This is a genomic window from Mesorhizobium sp. WSM4819 (assembly GCF_055811215.1).
In genome coordinates, this window is record NZ_JBVVQO010000003.1 from 55,676 (window position 1) to 71,287 (window position 15,612).

Below are 15,612 nucleotides of genomic sequence, written 5' to 3' on the forward strand. Positions count from 1 at the left end.
GAATTTTCCCCGATCTCAATTTCATTGTTTCATCATTTTGTGTGACTGAAAAGCATTTGTTTATCCACATCGTCAGGAAAGTACGTATTTTACATCGCGCAACGCCTGACATCGTCGGGCAAGCGTGAGCAGCTATCCGGGCCGTCGCGCGTCAAGTCCAGCCGAGCGGCACGACAAAACGACATCGTGAAGTTGTGCAGGTTGACTCGGTTGTCTGCTCGCCTAACTTCGCGGTCACATGATATTTTCCCGCATCCGCAAGCTTGTCCCTCTTGTTCTCCTGGCCGGCAGTTCGATCGTGTCCTCCTGCGTCGCCCCTGACGACACGTCGAACCTCCCGAAGGAAGACGCCACAACGGCGGCAGCCCGCAAAGAGATGGTTGGTCTCAGCGAGGCGGACGTTCGAATGTGCGCCGGCTTTCCGACTGCCACCGCTGATGCGGGGGGAAGCCAGATCTGGACCTATCAGCGTACCGTTCAACGCGGCAATCTCAACGTGGTGATTCCAACCTTGGCCGTGGGTGCGATCCCGACGGTTGGAGGATCGCTCAATGTCGATCCTGGCGGCTATTGCAACACGCAAATCCGAATGGTCGACGGCCGTGTTGCCGAGGTTGCCTACGCCGGCGACAACAACACGCCGAACCACCGCGATGCGCTCTGCGTCAGCACGGTAGACGGCTGCGTGGCCTATGCCCGCCAGCGCCATCAAGTCAGGACAAGAGCCAGCCCCAGGTAACCGGCCAGCAAATCGGGTTCCAGCTAATCGGGCTGGCTGGCGCAACCCAGGCCCCGCAGCATTCGTTCCTGTTTCAGGCAGACGTTCCATATCCGAACCGTCGCCAGAGACGACCGCCGGCCCCCGCCGATCCGCCTTGCGAAAAAGCCGGTCGGCCGGAACCATTCTTGGGGTCGGGAGTACGAGAGGTCGAAAGGACAGGAATGGCAGACGATGATCATCACCCGCAGGACATTCGTGAAGGCTGCCGCCGCTTCTGGAGCGGCTCTGGTGATGCCGGCTGCCGCGCCCGGCGCGCCGCCCGCGCCGGCGATGCGCGCTGTCCCCTCCTCGGGAGAGATGCTCCCCGCTGTCGGCCTGGGCACCTGGATCACCTTCAATGTCGGCGACGATCCGGTGCTGCGCGACGAGTGCGCCGAGGTGATGGCGGCCTTCTTCGCGGCAGGCGGCCGCATGATCGATTCCTCGCCGATGTACGGCTCCTCGCAGCCTGTGATCGGCTATGGCCTCGAAAAGCTCGGCCGGCCCGAAGCGCTGTTTTCCACCGAGAAGGTCTGGACCTCCTCCGCCGACGGACCCGCGCAGATCGAGCAGTCGCGCCGCTTCTGGGGGGTGCCGCGCTTCGACCTCGTGCAGGTCCACAACCTCGTCGCCTGGGAGACGCATCTCGAAACCCTGTTCGCCATGAAGGCGGACGGGCGGATCCGCTATGTCGGCATCACGACGTCCGAAGGACGGCGGCACGATTTGTTCGAACAGATCATGCGCGCGCATCCGCTCGACTTCGTGCAGCTCACCTATAACGTCGTCGACCGAGAAGCGGAGCAACGGCTGCTGCCGCTGGCGGCCGAGCGCGGCATGGCTGTCATCGTCAACCGGCCGTTTCGGCAAGGCGCGCTGACGCGCCAGCTCCAGGGCGAGACGCTGCCGGACTGGGCGGCCGGGATCGGTGCCGCGACCTGGGCGCAGTTCATACTGAAATTCATCGTTTCGCATCCCGCCGTCACCGTCGCCATCCCCGCCACCACCCGCGTCGACCACGTGCGCGAGAACCTGTTGGCAGCGACCGGACCCCTCCCCGACGCTGCCATGCGCGAGCGGATGGCGGCCTACGTCCGGGACCTCTAGGCAGGCATTCGTCGGCTGGCCCACGAATGCCTGCCTGGATTCTGTTGTTTGTCGCAGGTTGTTGTCGCAAAACCGTGGGAGGCTTTTGTGGAACCTGCTTGGATGTCGGAATGGTGGACCTACCGGCTGGAGGATTTCCTGCTCTTCTCGCCGCGCGTCTATTGGCGCATGTTCGAATTGGCCAATGCCGCGTTCTGGCCGCTGCATCTCCTGACGCTCGCCGCCGGCCTCGCCATTGTCCTGCTCGTGCTTAAGCGGCCGCGTCGCCATGGTCTGTGGATAACGCTCGTCCTCGCCGCGCTCTTTGCCTTCGTCGGCTGGTCCTTGCTGTGGAGCCGCTATGCCGCGATCAACTGGGCGATCGCCTATGTCGCGCCGGCCTTCGGCCTGCAGGCGCTGCTGCTGGTGATCGGCGGTGCGCGCGGCGGCCTCGCCTTTGACCGGCGGGACCTCGCAGAGCGGCTCGGGCTGCTGATCGCGGTCGCTGGCCTCGTCGTCTATCCCCTGCTGCCGCCGCTCTTCGGGCGGCCATCGGCGAGCGCCGAGGTCTTCGGCATCGCGCCGGACCCGACGGCGATCGCAGCGCTCGGCGTCCTGCTTGCCGCGAGCGGCGGGCTTGTGCCGCTGCTGTTGGCGATCCCGCTGCTGTGGCTGCTGCTCAGCGGCCTGACGCTGCATGCCATGGGCGATCCGCAAGCCTGGCTGCCGCTTCTGGCAGCGGCCACCATTTTAGCTGCCTTGACCCTGCGCCGCATCGCCCCGTGATGCCGGCACGATCGAGAAAATCAGCCGGCTCCGGCCAGATAATACAAGTTTCAGACGTAACCGAATTTTCTCCTTCTGAAATCGTCGCGTAACGCCGTACCGCCAGGTTCGCACTTCAGCAGACCGCAGCCACACGCTCGCCGCGTGGATTGTCACAAGCCAGCCGGTTGCGCCAGCCGGTTGCGGATGTGACTTGCTCTGAAAGAGAGGTAATCATGGTCAATCAACTTTCGCGGACAGCGCCAACCGTCCAACCAATAGCCGCCACGCCGGAACTTCCTTCCGCCGTCCCGCTGATGGCGCTTTCGACCGGTTTCTGGGCCTTCAAGACTCTGGCCGCTGCGCATGAGCTGGACCTCTTCAGCCGCCTTGCGGGCGGCGCCGGCACCACGGTTGCCGAGCTGGCCGAAGCGCTCAGCCTGCATCAACGCCCGGCCGAGATGCTGTTGACCGGCTGCGCTGCACTCGGGCTCCTGGAGAAAACCGGCGGCCGCTATCGCAACACGCCGTTAAGCGAAACCTATCTCGTGCGCGGAAAACCGTATTACTTCGGCGGCTTCGTGCAGATGCTCGACAAGCGGCTCTATCCCGGCTGGGGCAGGCTTATCGAGGCGCTGCGCACGAACCGGCCGACCACGTGGGACCCGGCGGTGCGATCCTCGGCGTTCGACGGCGAAGATCCGATGATGCTGGCGCTGTTCTGGGAGGCGATGCATTCGGTCTCCACGATGACCGCGCGCAAGCTCGGCGAAGCCCTGGATTTCGGACATTTCCGCCGCCTCCTCGACATCGGCGGCGGATCGGGGGCGTACGACATCGAGCTTTGCAAACAGTATGGGGCGCTGCGTTCGACCGTGTTCGACTTGCCGCATGTCGCCGCGATCGCCGCGGGAAAGATTGCCGAGGCCGGCTTGACCGACCGCATCGAGACCGCAGGGGGCAACTTCTTCGAGCAGCTTCCCGGGGATCACGATTTGCATCTCCTGTCGATGATCCTGCACGATTGGGACGAGGCGAAGAACCGCGCCCTGCTGCGCCGGTCGTTCGGGGCTTTGCCGAGCGGCGGCGCAGTCGTCATCAGCGAGCTTCTCGTCAATGACGAAAAGACCGGACCGGCGCCGGCGGCGCTGATGAGCCTCAACATGCTGATCGAGACGGAAGGACGAAACTACACGCAGGCCGAATATTCGGCGTGGCTCGAGGAAGCCGGATTCCGGCACATCAAGACGGTCTGGTTCGAGGCACCCGGCGCGAACGGCGCCGTGATCGGCCGCAAGCCGTAAGGCGCAAAGCGCAGTGTAACAGGCGCCCCGCAGTTCAACCCTGCCGACAATGATGATGGAGGCCGAAATGGCTCACACGCAAACTCGCGTCGATCTTCACCGTCTGCTTGGACTTGTGCTGAAAACCACAGCAACCGCAATCGCGGCTCTCAAGACCTGGCAACGGACCGTCTCAAGACGTCGGGCAATCGCTGGTTTGACGCCCGATCGGTTGCGGGACATCGGTCATGCCGAGGCGCCCGCGCCGGTGCTTGAGGTCAAGGCAGGTCTGGTCACGAACTTGATGTCGATGAGGTAAGCGAATTCGGCCGTCATAGCAGGTACAAGGCCAGCGGCCGTCATGCATTTTTGCTCCTTCTCACAAGCTCAGGCAACCGGGCGCTTTGCCAGCAGCAGCCCACATCCAAGCATGATCATGGCACCGCCCGAGCCTTCACGAAGACGGCGAACGAGATTCGCACGCGACGCCGCGCCGTCGCGAAGCCTTCCGGCTGCAAACGCCACGACAATATCGGCGAGCGTGTTGAGGGCAACCGAGATGGCGCCGAGGATCAGGAACTGCAGAACGACGTGATCCGACGATGTATCGACAAACTGGGGAATGAAGGCGAGGAAGAATGCGGCCGTCTTCGGGTTCATCACTTCGACAAGAACGCCATCCCTGAAGGCCCGCATCGTGCCGACGGGCGGCTCCGAATGACCCAGCGACTTGTAGTCGAGCCTGGCATGGCGAACGGTTCGGTATCCCATCCAGACCAGATAGAGCGCGCCGACCACCTTGAGTGCCGTGAACAATTCGGCGCTTGCCAGCACGATCGCCGAGACGCCAAGGCTGCCGGCCACGACATGAAACAGCCCGCCGAGACCATTGCCAAGGCTCGAAGCGATTCCTTCCGAGCGACCGCCGGAAAGGGTTCGGGCGGCGACATAAAAAATCCCCGGACCCGGAGTAATCGCCAGCAGGAATGCCGTGAACAGGTAGATGGTGAAGGCGTTGGATTCCAGCATGGCAATATCCTGATGAAAGACTGTCTATCGAGCTTGCACATAAGCGGAGAAAACCGCATCGAGATGGTCGAGAGCGGCGGCGACGCGCTGCCGTGCCTGGTCCTTCAGAGGGAGGACAGGGCGTGGCGGATCGACGTCGCAGAGGTTCAGAAGACTGGCGACGACATACATCACCCTGAAACTGCCGAATTCCTTGAACAGCGCCCAAAGCGGTCCGAAGGCGGCGTCAAGTCGCTCGACGGCCGCAGCGTCCCCGGCTTGCGCCGCTCGCGTCAGGGCCAGGGCCGGTGACGGCAGAAGTCCTGCGACGACGGAATACCAGGCGTCGCTCCCGGCGAGCAGCGCAGGCGCGCCGCCCCAGTCGCCGCTGTAGCCGATCCTGAATGCCGACCCGGTCGCAGACCGGAGGGAGGCAAGATCGGACGCGAAGTCACCACCGGACGGCAAAGGCATCTTCACGGCTTCGATGTTGACCACCTTCGACAAGCGGGAAATGAGATCCAGGCTGAAGGTGAACCTGGTCGTGCCGGGATTGTTGTAGATGCAAAGCGGGAGCTGCCCCGCGTCGGCGACTGCGGCGAAGTGTTCGAAGACCTCGTCGTCGAAGAGCGGCGTATAGGAAACCGGAGCGAGCAGCAGGCCGTCGGCGCCCGCAGCCTTCGCGTCACGGGCAAGGTCCACGGCATCGCTGGTCCGGATCGCTCCGACGCCGACAATAACCGGGATTTTGCCGCCGACCGTGTCCATTGCCGTTTCGACCGCCCGTCGACGCTCTTGTCGCGTGAGGAAAGCGTAGGCGCCGGTACTGCCGAGCAGTCCGATGGAGTCCGCTCTCGCCTCCTCGATGTTTTTCAGAAGGCGCGCGAGGGCGACGGGGTCGAGCCTGCCGGAAGCGTCCGCCGGGGTGATCGGGAATGCTGAAAGGCCTTGGAAGAGTGACATGAAGGAACCTTTTCAGATGCGGGTCAGGAGAAGCTTTAGCCCGGCAAATCCGAAGAATACCGCCAGCGTGCCTTCGATCCAGCGCCGCGCCCGCCGATACAGGGCGATCATGGGAGCGGTCGAAAAGACGATCGCGTAGCCGCAGAAGATGGTGACGCTCAGCACCGCGCAGCCCGCGAGGATCACCAGAACCGTATGCGACGACGACCCAGGCCCGAGTCCCAGCGTCATCAGCGCGATCCATGCCAGGATCGATTTCGGATTGGTGAGATGCATCAGCAGTCCGCGCTGGTAGAGAGTGGCCGCCGTCGCCTTCCGTTCGTTGGTCGGGCGAAGCTGATCCTTGTCTGAAGAAAGCGCAGCCTTGCCCGCTTTGAAGGCAAGATAGAGAAGATACAGGCCGCCGAGCAGCTGCAGGACCACAAGTGCGTGCGCGTATCGACTGAGGATCGCCGAGACACCTGACGCCGCCATCAGGCCCCAAAAGATCGAGCCACTGACGACGCCAGATGCGATTGCCAGCGCGGCCCCGCGGCCGTCGTTCATGGCGACGGCCATGATGCGCATATTGCTCGGCCCGGGACTGCCGGCAGCGATGACGTAGGCGGTAAAGACGATGATGAATTGGTGGAACTCGGCCAGCATTTTACTTCCCAGGAGGTGCAATCTGGCGTCATCAATACAAGCACAACTGGCCCTGACATAGAACCAGTTTTGAATAAAAAGCGCTGGTCCAGTTGGCCTCAGGCCTTTGCCTGGCTGATTTTCCCGGTAATGTCTGGATCAACGAAACGTCTTCATTTGGGTAATCGCGAATGGTCCAGTCCCGCAAGCAGAATTCGTCGTCGGGAAGTTCGTCGTCGGGATTGGGCGCCCGCGGGATCTATGAGAACCTGCGGGAACAGATCGTGGCGGAGGTCTACGGCCGCGGAGACGTGCTTCCGTCGGCTCGTGCGCTGGCGGTCGAGCTTGGCGTCTCGCGAACGACTGTGACGTCCGCTTACGAACAGCTCGCCGCCGAGGGGTTCGTGGTCATTCGACATGGCGCTCGGCCACGGGTAGCCATCAAAGTCGCGCACAGCGAGCCGGGAGACCTCGTTCATACAGCCGCAGAGCCACACAGCCTCTCCGCTTTCGCAGAAAGGCTTCGATCCCGAGCCATCCCGATGCGGGTTGCGTCGGAGAAGCTCGTAGCCGACTTCCGCTACGGCGACATGTCGGCCTCTGACTTCCCGACCCTTGCCTGGCGAAAGGCCATGAACGATGCTGCGCTGGGACGGCCGCTCAAGCTGTCCTATGGCGACCCCTGTGGCTTGACCCGCCTGCGTGCCGCCCTGCAGGGCTATCTTTGGCGAGCGCGCAGCATCCGCTGCGAGGTGAACGAGATCGTCGTCGTCAACGGTTCTCAGCAGGGACTGGATCTCTGCGCCCGCCTGCTTCTCGATGAGGGCGACGGCTTCGCCATCGAAGAGCCCTGCTACCCGATGGCACGGAGCGTCTTCGAGATGACAGGAGCCATCGCCGCCCCGGTGGAGGTTGACGCCGAAGGCATCAGGGCTGACCTGTTGGCGGATGTTGACGCGCGGCTGGCTTACGTCACGCCGTCACATCAGTTTCCCCTCGGAAGCGTAATGTCGATGGGGCGACGCCAGCAACTGCTAGGATGGGCGAAAGAGAAGAGGGCCTACATCGTCGAGGACGACTACGACAGCGAATATCGTTTCGACATGAACCCGATACCGCCGCTTCGCGCGCTGGGAGGCGCGTCGAACGTCATCTATATCGGTACGGTTTCGAAGACATTGTCGCCGTTGCTGCGGATCGGCTACGTCGTCGTTCCGCGTGAGTTGCAGGAGGTTTTTGCCCACGCCAAGCGGCTGACGGACAGGCATGCCCCCAGCCTCGAACAGGAGGCACTCGCGACCCTGGTGGAATCCGGCGCCTACGAAAGCCACGTGCGCAAGGCCCGGCGTCAAAATGCCCGCCGACGTGCAGCGCTCCTCGACGCTCTGCAGGCTGAATTCCGCGGTCTCGTTCGGGTCGAAGGCGCGCAGGCCGGTCTGCACGTCGTCGTCTGGTTTCGCGACATGCCGCCCGCTATGGCGGCATCGTTCATCGAGAAAGCCGCCGCGCTCGGAGTTGGCGTCTACTCCATATCGCCGCATTATTTCGACCAGACATTGGATTTCGATCAGACATTGGGTCGGAGCTGCCTCGGCCTGGTAATGGGATACGCTAGTCTGACCGAGAGCCAGATCCACAGAGGACTAAAGCTCCTTCGACGCGCTTACGAGGAGGCGACAGGCAGCGGCGACAAATCGTAGGTGCTTGACGGCCTGCCTGAGGGAACATGCGCGCGACGCCGAAGGCAGCCTCGGCACCGCGCGGGTGGTGAATTGCCCTCGAGCGCTTTCGTTTTGGTGGACCAAACCCGCGCTCTAACTCTTTGTTTTACGCATTTTGTCGGACGCCAAACCAAGGCTTTTGGCTGCAAAATGCTCTAGAACCACCGCCGTTCAGGCTCGGAGCTCTTTGCGATCACAATTCCCAAGAGAACGCCGAGCACGCCGCCAAGCATCATCGCCGTAGAGATCGTGCCTGGGTTCTGCTGGACGGTTTCGGTCACAGTGTGTGCCTGGCTACGCAATTGCCCGGCTGCGCGCGACGCCCGTTCGGCGGCGCTTTCGTACCAGCCCTGTGCCTCCTCGGCGCGGTCGGAAAGGGTCCGATTTATTTTGGTGATTTCGCGACGAAGCTCGGCGATCTGTTTCTTCATCGCTTCCTGCGCATCGTTTGCCGCCTTTGAGGCGCCTGCCATATTGGTGGTCTCCGCCATTGGATTTCTCCCTTTGGTAATCATATCCCCCAAGGTCATCAGATAGGGGAAACGGTCGCGGACGCGCAGGGTTCCTTGCCCCAGAAAACGCGCCGCTGATTGCGGTATCAAGCATCCCCTTGCTCCCGCGCGTGGCGGGCAATGATGCTCTCCTCGTCGGTCGCGACGACGCGTATTTCGACCTTGCTGTCCGGTTGGCTTATGATCCCGGCATGGGCGGCATTGGATGGCTCGTCGATCGCCACGCCAAGCCAATCAAGCCTTTCGCATATTGCCTTGCGGACCGGCGCCGAGCGCTCGCCGATGCCGGCGGTGAACACCAGGCATTCGAGGCCGCCCAGCGTGTTGGCGAGCGCGGCAGCTTCCCGTGCCGCCCTGAAGGCAAAAAGCTCTACCGCTTCGCGGGCGTGGGGGTCGTCGCTCGCTTCCAGCGTGCGCATGTCGCCCGAGATGCCGGATATTCCAAGCAGCCCGGATTGCTCATAGAGCATATGCTGCAGAGCCTCTCCGGCGATGCCTCGTTCCAGGACGAAGTACAAAAGCACGCCCGGATCGATGGCGCCGCAACGCGTGCCCATGACCAGCCCGTCGAGCGCGGAAAAGCCCATCGTCGTGTCGAAGCTTCTCCCGTCGCGCATGGCGCACAGGCTCGCCCCGTTGCCGAGATGGGCGACGATCGTCCGCTTCGCTGCAAGCGCCGGCGACATCGCCTTGAGCCGCCCGGCGATGTACTCGTAGGAAAGTCCGTGAAACCCGTAGCGGCGGATTCCGTCCGCATCGTATTTGCGCGGCAGCGCGAAGCGGCTGACGATCGGATCGATCGTCTGATGGAAGGCGGTGTCGAAGCAGCCGACCTGCGGCAGATCCGGCCGCAGCGCCGCAAGTGTGCGGATCGGCGCGAGACTGCGGGGCTGGTGCAGCGGCGCAAGCGGCGTCAGCCTGTCCAGGGCCTCGATCACGACCGGCGTCAGGCGGACGGGGTCGACGAACTCGCGCCCGCCATGCACGATGCGGTGACCGGCGCATATCAGTTTCCTGCCGCCAAGTTCGCTCTCGATCCAGCGCAGCAAATCGCCGATGCCCGCATCGCGTGCGTCTGCGGCAAGCCGCCGATCACACTGCACTGTTCCGTCGGCCGCTTTCGCGCTGAGCCTCGGCGCATCGCCGAGATCCAGCTTGCCACGCGAGACAAGCTGCAGTTCGGCGGAGGGTTCCAGATCGTATAGTCCGAACTTGATGCTGGAGGAGCCGGCGTTCAGTGCAAGAATTGCCTGTCGCATCAATCGCCAGCCTTCGTCGCGCTGTTCTCGGGCCAGTTCCACTCCTGGATCTCGGGCATGTCTTCGCCATGCTCGCGGACGTAAGCCTTGTGTTCGGCAAGCTTCCCGTGAAGTTCGGCGGCAAGGTCTTTCGCCCGTTCGGCGAGCCCAGGCACGCGTTCGACCACCGCGAGCGCCAGGTGGTAGCGGTCAAGCTCATTGAGCACGACCATGTCGAACGGCGTCGTCGTGGTGCCTTCCTCGCGAAAGCCGTGCACGTGCATGTTGTCATGGTTGGCGCGTCGGTAGGTCAGGCGGTGGATGAGATAGGGATAGCCGTGATAGGCGAAGATGACCGGCCTGGCCTTCGTGAACAGCGCGTCGAAATCCTCGTCCGCCAGGCCATGCGGATGCTCTGAATTCGACTGCAGCGTCATCAGGTCGACCACGTTGACGACGCGTACCTTCAGGTCGGGAAGCGCCGAACGCAGAATGTCGGCGGCCGCGAGCGTCTCCAGTGTCGGCACGTCGCCGGCGCAGGCCATGACCACATCCGGATCCTCGCCCTTGGCAACCGTCCCGGCCCACTCCCAGATTCCCGCCCCCGCCCTGCAGTGGGCCTCCGCGGCGTCGACGGACAGCCATTGCGGCGCCGGCTGCTTGCCGGCGGTGATGACGTTGATGCGGTTATAGGTTCTCAGGCAATGGTCGGTGATCCACAGCAGCGTGTTGGCATCCGGCGGGAAATAGAGCCTGACCGTGTCGGCCTTCTTGTTGGCGACGAAATCGGCAAAGCCCGGATCCTGGTGGCTGAAGCCATTGTGATCCTGCCGCCAGACATGCGAGGTCAGCAGGTAGTTGAGGGAAGCGATCGGCTCGCGCCAGGCAAGCTCGCGGGATGTCTTCAGCCATTTCGCATGCTGGTTGACCATGGAATCGACGATGTGGATGAACGCCTCGTAACAGGAGAACAGGCCATGGCGGCCGGTCAGCAAATAGCCCTCCAGCCATCCCTGGCAGAGATGCTCGCTGAGCACTTCCATGACGCGGCCGTCCCGGGAGAGTTTTACGTCATAGGGCTCTATCCGCTGCATCCAGACCCGGTCGGTAACCTCGAATACCTCGTCAAGCCGGTTGGAGGATGTCTCGTCCGGCCCCATCAGCCGGAAATTCCGGGCCTGCTCATTCAGGCTCATGACGTCGCGAAGATAGCCCCCGAGAACCCGCGTCGCCTCGGCCTTGGCGCCACCCGGACGCGGCACATCGAGCGCCAGGTTTTTCCAATCGGGAAGCACGAGGTCGCGCTTCAGCAGTCCGCCGTTGGCATAGGGGGTTGCGCCCATGCGCTTGGATCCGGTTGGCGCAAGCGCCGCCAGCTCTGGAAGAAGATGCCCGCTGTCGTCGAACAGCTTTTCCGGCTCGTAGCTCCGCATCCAGTCTTCGAGGATCTTGCGGTGTCCCGCATTGCTGCGGGCGTTCGACACCGGCACTTGATGCGAGCGCCAGAAATCCTCGACCTTCTCGCCATCGACCTCCTTCGGGCCGGTCCACCCCTTCGGGCTGCGCAGCACGATCATCGGCCACAGCGGACGCTCTCCTTGCCAGAACGGCGTACGGGCGCGCTCCTGGATCGAGCGGATTCTGTCGAGCACGGTGTCCAGCTTGATGGCCATCAACCGATGCATGGGAACCGGCTCGTGACCTTCGACGAAAAAAGGTTCGTAGCCATAGCCGGCGAACAGGGCTCGCAATTCCACGTCATCCATGCGGGCAAGGATCGTCGGGTTGGCGATCTTGTAGCCGTTGAGATGCAGGATCGGCAGGACAGCGCCGTCGGATGCCGGGTTGAGGAACTTGTTGGAGTGCCATGCCGCCGCGAGCGGACCGGTTTCCGCTTCGCCGTCGCCGACGACGCAGGCGACCACCAGATCGGGATTGTCGAAGGCCGCGCCGAAAGCATGGACCAGCGCATATCCCAGTTCCCCGCCTTCATGGACCGAGCCGGGCGTTTCCGGAGCAGCGTGGCTCGGCACTCCGCCGGGGAACGAGAATTGCCGAAAAAGTTTCCTCAGGCCGTCTTCGCCCTGGCCGATTTCGGGATAGATTTCGCTGTAGCTGCCCTCGAGCCAGGTGTTCGCCACCATCGCCGGGCCACCATGACCCGGGCCGCAGATAAACAGAACGTCGAGACCGCGTTGACGGATGACGCGGTTCAGGTGGACGTAGATGAAGTTGAGGCCAGGCGTCGTGCCCCAATGGCCAAGCAGCCGCGGCTTGACGTGTTCGGCTTTCAGCGGCTCGCGCAGCAGCGGATTGTCCATCAGATAGATCTGGCCAACCGAAATGTAGTTCGCGGCCCGCCAATAGCGGTCCATAAGATCGACCTGATAAAGGCCCGTTGTGGTCGCAGCTTTCTGAGCCTCGTCGTTCATCGAAAAATCTCCAGAATGCGTTCGCCCGTCGATATCTGGAGTGAGATCGCCCCGGAGAAAGGATTCTTACGGAAATAAGTTCGGCTGGAGCCGCCATTTGCGCCCGCCAATCGCTCTTTTGCAGGAACCTGGAAGCTCGCCAGCGGTTAAGGAGACTAGCCGCCCGACTTGAGTTGCCGAGGCCGAGCGCATACCCGCTGAGCCGTCGGGCACGATCAGGGGACAATCGGGGGGCTGTCAGCTCGCAAGAGGAGCAAAAAGATGCTCGATCTTTCCCACGCACGCAACCGAATGGTCGAAGTCCATCTCAGCCGCCGTGGCATCCATGACCGCGAGGTGCTGGAAGCGATGCGCGAGGTTCCGCGCGAGGCATTCGTCGCTCCCGGCTTTGAAGAATTCGCCTATGAGGACGGGCCGTTGCCGATCGCCGAGGGGCAGACGATATCGCAGCCCTACATCGTCGCCTTGATGATCGAGATGGCGAAAATCGGACCGGGCGACCATGTCCTGGAGGTTGGCACCGGTTCGGGCTACGCGGCTGCCGTGATGAGCCGGATCGTCGAACGCGTCTACACGATCGAGCGCCACGCCGGGCTGGCCGAAACGGCGAGACAGCGGTTCCAAGAGCTTGGCTACGACAATATCGAAGTCCGCACCGGCGATGGCACCAAAGGCTGGCCCGACGCGGCGCCCTTCGACGCCATTCTGGTCGCCGCCGGCGGACCCGGTGCGCCGCTTGCGCTTCAGGAACAGCTCGACGTCGGCGGCAGGCTCGTCATCCCGGTCGGCGACGATCCGCATGATCAGCGCCTTCTCAAGGTCACCCGAACCGGCGCTGCGACTTACAGCGAGGAGGATTTCGGCGGCGTGCGGTTTGTCCCGCTCATCGGCGAGCAGGGCTGGCCCGAGAGCGGCAACCGTATCGCGAATGATCGTCCGTCCGGACGCGCACGCACGCGCAGCCTGCCCGAGATGATCGCGGCGGCGGCCGAACCGCTGCCGGACTTCGACGATCCGGCGTTCGGCGCATTGTTCGACCGGTTTGGCGACCGGCGCGTCGTCCTGCTCGGTGAAGCGAGCCACGGCACGTCGGAGTTCTACCGGGCCCGCGCCGCGATCACCCGCAGGCTCATCGAGAAGCACGGCTTCACCATCGTCGCTGTCGAGGCCGACTGGCCTGATGCAGCGGCGATCGACCGCTACGTCCGCCATCGGTCGCCACGCGCCAACGCCGATCCGCCGTTCCAGCGGTTTCCCACCTGGATGTGGCGCAACACCGACGTTGCGGCGTTCGTCGACTGGATGCGACATCACAATGAACGCATCAGGCTATCGTCCCGACTGGCGGGGTTCTATGGCCTCGACATCTACAATATGAGCGGATCGATCGCCGCGGTTCTACAATATCTCGATCGGGTCGATCCGCAGGCAGCAAAGATCGCGCGTGAACGCTATGGCTGCCTGACGCCTTGGCAACATGAACCATCCACCTACGGCCGTGTCGCACTCACATCGGGTTTCGAGAAATGCGAGCAGGCCGTGCTCGAACAATGCCGCGAACTGCTTGCCAGGCAACTCGACTATGCCCAGCAGGACGGCGTCGATTTCATGGATGCCACCCAGAATGCCCGGCTGATCGCTTCCGCGGAACGCTACTACCGGATCATGTACTATGGCGGCGCGCAGTCCTGGAATTTACGCGACACCCATATGTTCGAGACGCTCGAGCATCTGCTGGAAGCTCGCGGGCCGAACGCCAAGGCGGTCGTGTGGGCGCATAATTCCCATATCGGCGATGCCCGCTACACCGAAATGGGGAATGTCAGGGACGAAGTGAACATCGGCCAGTTCTGCCGCCAGCGCTTCGGCGACGAGCCAGCCTTGATCGGGCTCGGCACGCATTCCGGGACAGTCGCCGCGGCCTCCGACTGGGACAGCGAGGTGGAAATCAAGCGGGTGCGGCCTTCCCATAGCGATAGCTACGAGCGGCTTTGCCATGATAGCGGCGTCTCGCGTTTCCTGCTCGATATCAAGCGCGACGATACGTTGCGCGAGCGGCTTCTGGAGCGTCGGCTGGAGCGCTTCATCGGCGTGATCTATCGGCCGGAAACCGAACTGCGCAGCCATTACGCGGATGCCTCTCTCGCCCAGCAGTTTGACGCGTTCGTCTGGTTTGACGAAACCGTCGCGGTGACGCCGCTTGGGCCGGAGCATGTCGGAACCGGCGTTCCCGACACCTATCCGTTCGGGCTCTAATGCATGTCGCGCAAAAGCATGCCCTCGGGCCTGACCCGAGGGCGTGCAGCGGTTTTGCGATAAAGCGCGTCGCGTGAGGCCCGGCCACATGCGACGCGCTTTAGCCCCCTCGCGGACAAGGCCGCGTCAAGGTGAGTTTCGGCGGAACATTCATTGCGCCCTGCTGTTTCTAGAACAGAACTCTTTTCGAAGGAGTTGTGCCATGAGCGGAACCAAACATCCAAAGTGGAAAAAGCCGAGCGATGCCGATCTGAGGAACAATCCCGGCATCGGCACCTCCAAGGGCACGATCAAGGAAGGCGACGAACTCTTGCTCGAAGGCGAAAACACCATCGAGGGCGATGTCGAGAACGACACGAACGCCCTTGGCGGGATCAATCCAAGGCAAAAGATGCGGACGAACAAGTAGCGTCGCTGCGCATCCCACGCGCTATTCACTCCCAGCATAAAATGTTGCGGCGACAGCAATCGAGATCAGGCTCAGCATCGCCAGGCCCGCCCTGGCGACGTGCGAGGCTTCCCAAACATCGCGCAAGTCTTTCCAGTCGCCGCTTTGCTTCCGACGGAGCATTGAAAAAAACGACCGCCTGGATAGGGCGTGAGGTACAGCAGGATGGCGAGTGCAATGATGCCGCCGATCTCGGCAAACCCGCCGATCGTGAAGCCGGGATAGTAGATCTCCTGTACAGATTTGTAGGTGGCCTCCTTAAGGCGCAACTTGCCGGGCAACTCCAACGCGTGTGCGAGCGACAGCGCCATTGCGATTGCGACCAGAAGAAGGGTGACAATCATGAACGCGCGCATGCTGTTCCTCCCTGAACCGTCTTGGCAATACGCGGCGTACATAGCGTGCTCGCCGACACGGTAAAGGCGACGAAGGTGGAGCCGCCGCTCCAATATTCAACGCCGCTGGCATTGAGCCCCACCGCTAAGGCATGGAACCATCTTTCGGCGCGATGGTTGT

At 62.8% G+C, this 15,612-nt stretch carries 15 protein-coding genes; 8 read left to right on the top strand and 7 right to left on the bottom strand.

Annotated elements, in window-relative coordinates; all coding sequences use genetic code 11:
* Positions 1-238: 238 nt before the first annotated feature.
* From AC0L18_RS04090 to AC0L18_RS04110, 5 genes are all read left to right on the top strand, one after another.
* Positions 239-739, top strand: a complete 501-nt coding sequence (locus tag AC0L18_RS04090) for a hypothetical protein (RefSeq protein ID WP_128183963.1) — start codon at positions 239-241, stop codon at positions 737-739.
* A 273-nt stretch (positions 740-1,012) separates the two neighbouring features.
* Positions 1,013-1,867 (top strand): aldo/keto reductase, encoded by an 855-nt coding sequence (locus tag AC0L18_RS04095; protein WP_473490924.1) that lies wholly within the window; start codon positions 1,013-1,015, stop codon positions 1,865-1,867.
* Positions 1,868-1,954: 87 nt separating this feature from the next.
* Positions 1,955-2,632, top strand: coding sequence for a DUF6064 family protein (locus AC0L18_RS04100; RefSeq protein ID WP_473490726.1), 678 nt, complete (start codon positions 1,955-1,957; stop codon positions 2,630-2,632).
* A 215-nt stretch (positions 2,633-2,847) separates the two neighbouring features.
* A complete protein-coding gene (locus tag AC0L18_RS04105; protein ID WP_473490727.1) occupies positions 2,848-3,915 on the top strand; it encodes a methyltransferase in 1,068 nt (355 codons plus the stop codon).
* Positions 3,916-3,982: 67 nt separating this feature from the next.
* Positions 3,983-4,213, top strand: coding sequence for a hypothetical protein (locus AC0L18_RS04110; protein WP_473490728.1), 231 nt, complete (start codon positions 3,983-3,985; stop codon positions 4,211-4,213).
* Between the two features lie 68 nt (positions 4,214-4,281).
* Here AC0L18_RS04110 and AC0L18_RS04115 read toward each other — a convergent pair whose 3' ends face one another.
* From AC0L18_RS04115 to AC0L18_RS04125, 3 genes are read right to left on the bottom strand one after another with little or no spacing between them, the layout of a single operon-like run.
* Positions 4,282-4,923 carry a LysE family translocator gene (locus AC0L18_RS04115; RefSeq protein WP_473490729.1) on the bottom strand — a complete coding sequence of 214 codons (642 nt, stop codon included), beginning with the start codon at positions 4,921-4,923 and terminating at the stop codon, positions 4,282-4,284.
* A gap of 24 nt (positions 4,924-4,947) precedes the next feature.
* A complete protein-coding gene (locus tag AC0L18_RS04120; protein ID WP_473490730.1) occupies positions 4,948-5,865 on the bottom strand; it encodes a dihydrodipicolinate synthase family protein in 918 nt (305 codons plus the stop codon).
* Between the two features lie 12 nt (positions 5,866-5,877).
* Positions 5,878-6,510 (bottom strand): LysE family translocator, encoded by a 633-nt coding sequence (locus tag AC0L18_RS04125; RefSeq protein ID WP_287173977.1) that lies wholly within the window; start codon positions 6,508-6,510, stop codon positions 5,878-5,880.
* A 170-nt stretch (positions 6,511-6,680) separates the two neighbouring features.
* Between AC0L18_RS04125 and pdxR the strand changes: the two genes are divergently transcribed.
* Positions 6,681-8,189, top strand: a complete 1,509-nt coding sequence (pdxR, locus tag AC0L18_RS04130; protein WP_473490731.1) for a MocR-like pyridoxine biosynthesis transcription factor PdxR — start codon at positions 6,681-6,683, stop codon at positions 8,187-8,189.
* A 176-nt stretch (positions 8,190-8,365) separates the two neighbouring features.
* On the opposite strand, the gene AC0L18_RS04135 is transcribed toward pdxR, so the two are convergent.
* The 3 genes from AC0L18_RS04135 to AC0L18_RS04145 all read right to left on the bottom strand — a co-directional run bounded on the left by AC0L18_RS04135 (position 8,366) and on the right by AC0L18_RS04145 (position 12,392).
* Entirely contained in the window at positions 8,366-8,701 is a 336-nt protein-coding gene (locus AC0L18_RS04135; RefSeq protein ID WP_287070205.1) for a hypothetical protein, read from the bottom strand.
* Positions 8,702-8,808: 107 nt separating this feature from the next.
* The gene (locus AC0L18_RS04140; RefSeq protein ID WP_473490925.1) at positions 8,809-9,981 is read right to left on the bottom strand and encodes an acetate/propionate family kinase; all 1,173 of its coding nucleotides are present in this window, start codon (positions 9,979-9,981) and stop codon (positions 8,809-8,811) included.
* Positions 9,981-12,392 (bottom strand): phosphoketolase family protein, encoded by a 2,412-nt coding sequence (locus AC0L18_RS04145; RefSeq protein WP_473490732.1) that lies wholly within the window; start codon positions 12,390-12,392, stop codon positions 9,981-9,983. The genes AC0L18_RS04140 and AC0L18_RS04145 overlap by 1 nt, the downstream gene beginning before the upstream one ends.
* 261 nt (positions 12,393-12,653) lie before the next feature.
* Here AC0L18_RS04145 and AC0L18_RS04150 point away from each other — a divergent pair, with 261 nt between their 5' ends.
* Positions 12,654-14,648: a protein-L-isoaspartate(D-aspartate) O-methyltransferase gene (locus tag AC0L18_RS04150; RefSeq protein ID WP_473490733.1), complete on the top strand. Its 1,995-nt coding sequence runs from the start codon at positions 12,654-12,656 to the stop codon at positions 14,646-14,648.
* A 202-nt stretch (positions 14,649-14,850) separates the two neighbouring features.
* Positions 14,851-15,057, top strand: coding sequence for a hypothetical protein (locus tag AC0L18_RS04155; protein ID WP_029350518.1), 207 nt, complete (start codon positions 14,851-14,853; stop codon positions 15,055-15,057).
* 71 nt (positions 15,058-15,128) lie between these two features.
* On the opposite strand, the gene AC0L18_RS04160 is transcribed toward AC0L18_RS04155, so the two are convergent.
* Positions 15,129-15,452, bottom strand: coding sequence for a hypothetical protein (locus AC0L18_RS04160; RefSeq protein WP_473490734.1), 324 nt, complete (start codon positions 15,450-15,452; stop codon positions 15,129-15,131).
* Between the last annotated feature and the right edge of the window lie 160 nt (positions 15,453-15,612).

Excerpts from the sequence above, each read along its gene's own strand:
- AC0L18_RS04160 (WP_473490734.1), bottom strand. The coding sequence starts at position 15,452 with ATGCGCGCGTTCATGATTGTCACCCTTCTTCTGGTCGCAATCGCAATG.
- AC0L18_RS04120 (WP_473490730.1), bottom strand. The coding sequence starts at position 5,865 with ATGTCACTCTTCCAAGGCCTTTCAGCATTCCCGATCACCCCGGCGGAC.
- AC0L18_RS04090 (WP_128183963.1), top strand. The coding sequence starts at position 239 with ATGATATTTTCCCGCATCCGCAAGCTTGTCCCTCTTGTTCTCCTGGCC.
- AC0L18_RS04135 (WP_287070205.1), bottom strand. The coding sequence starts at position 8,701 with ATGGCGGAGACCACCAATATGGCAGGCGCCTCAAAGGCGGCAAACGAT.
- AC0L18_RS04115 (WP_473490729.1), bottom strand. The coding sequence starts at position 4,923 with ATGCTGGAATCCAACGCCTTCACCATCTACCTGTTCACGGCATTCCTG.
- AC0L18_RS04095 (WP_473490924.1), top strand. The coding sequence starts at position 1,013 with ATGCCGGCTGCCGCGCCCGGCGCGCCGCCCGCGCCGGCGATGCGCGCT.
- AC0L18_RS04150 (WP_473490733.1), top strand. The coding sequence starts at position 12,654 with ATGCTCGATCTTTCCCACGCACGCAACCGAATGGTCGAAGTCCATCTC.
- AC0L18_RS04140 (WP_473490925.1), bottom strand. The coding sequence starts at position 9,981 with ATGCGACAGGCAATTCTTGCACTGAACGCCGGCTCCTCCAGCATCAAG.
- AC0L18_RS04155 (WP_029350518.1), top strand. The coding sequence starts at position 14,851 with ATGAGCGGAACCAAACATCCAAAGTGGAAAAAGCCGAGCGATGCCGAT.
- AC0L18_RS04110 (WP_473490728.1), top strand. The coding sequence starts at position 3,983 with ATGGCTCACACGCAAACTCGCGTCGATCTTCACCGTCTGCTTGGACTT.
- AC0L18_RS04145 (WP_473490732.1), bottom strand. The coding sequence starts at position 12,392 with ATGAACGACGAGGCTCAGAAAGCTGCGACCACAACGGGCCTTTATCAG.
- pdxR (WP_473490731.1), top strand. The coding sequence starts at position 6,681 with ATGGTCCAGTCCCGCAAGCAGAATTCGTCGTCGGGAAGTTCGTCGTCG.
- AC0L18_RS04125 (WP_287173977.1), bottom strand. The coding sequence starts at position 6,510 with ATGCTGGCCGAGTTCCACCAATTCATCATCGTCTTTACCGCCTACGTC.
- AC0L18_RS04105 (WP_473490727.1), top strand. The coding sequence starts at position 2,848 with ATGGTCAATCAACTTTCGCGGACAGCGCCAACCGTCCAACCAATAGCC.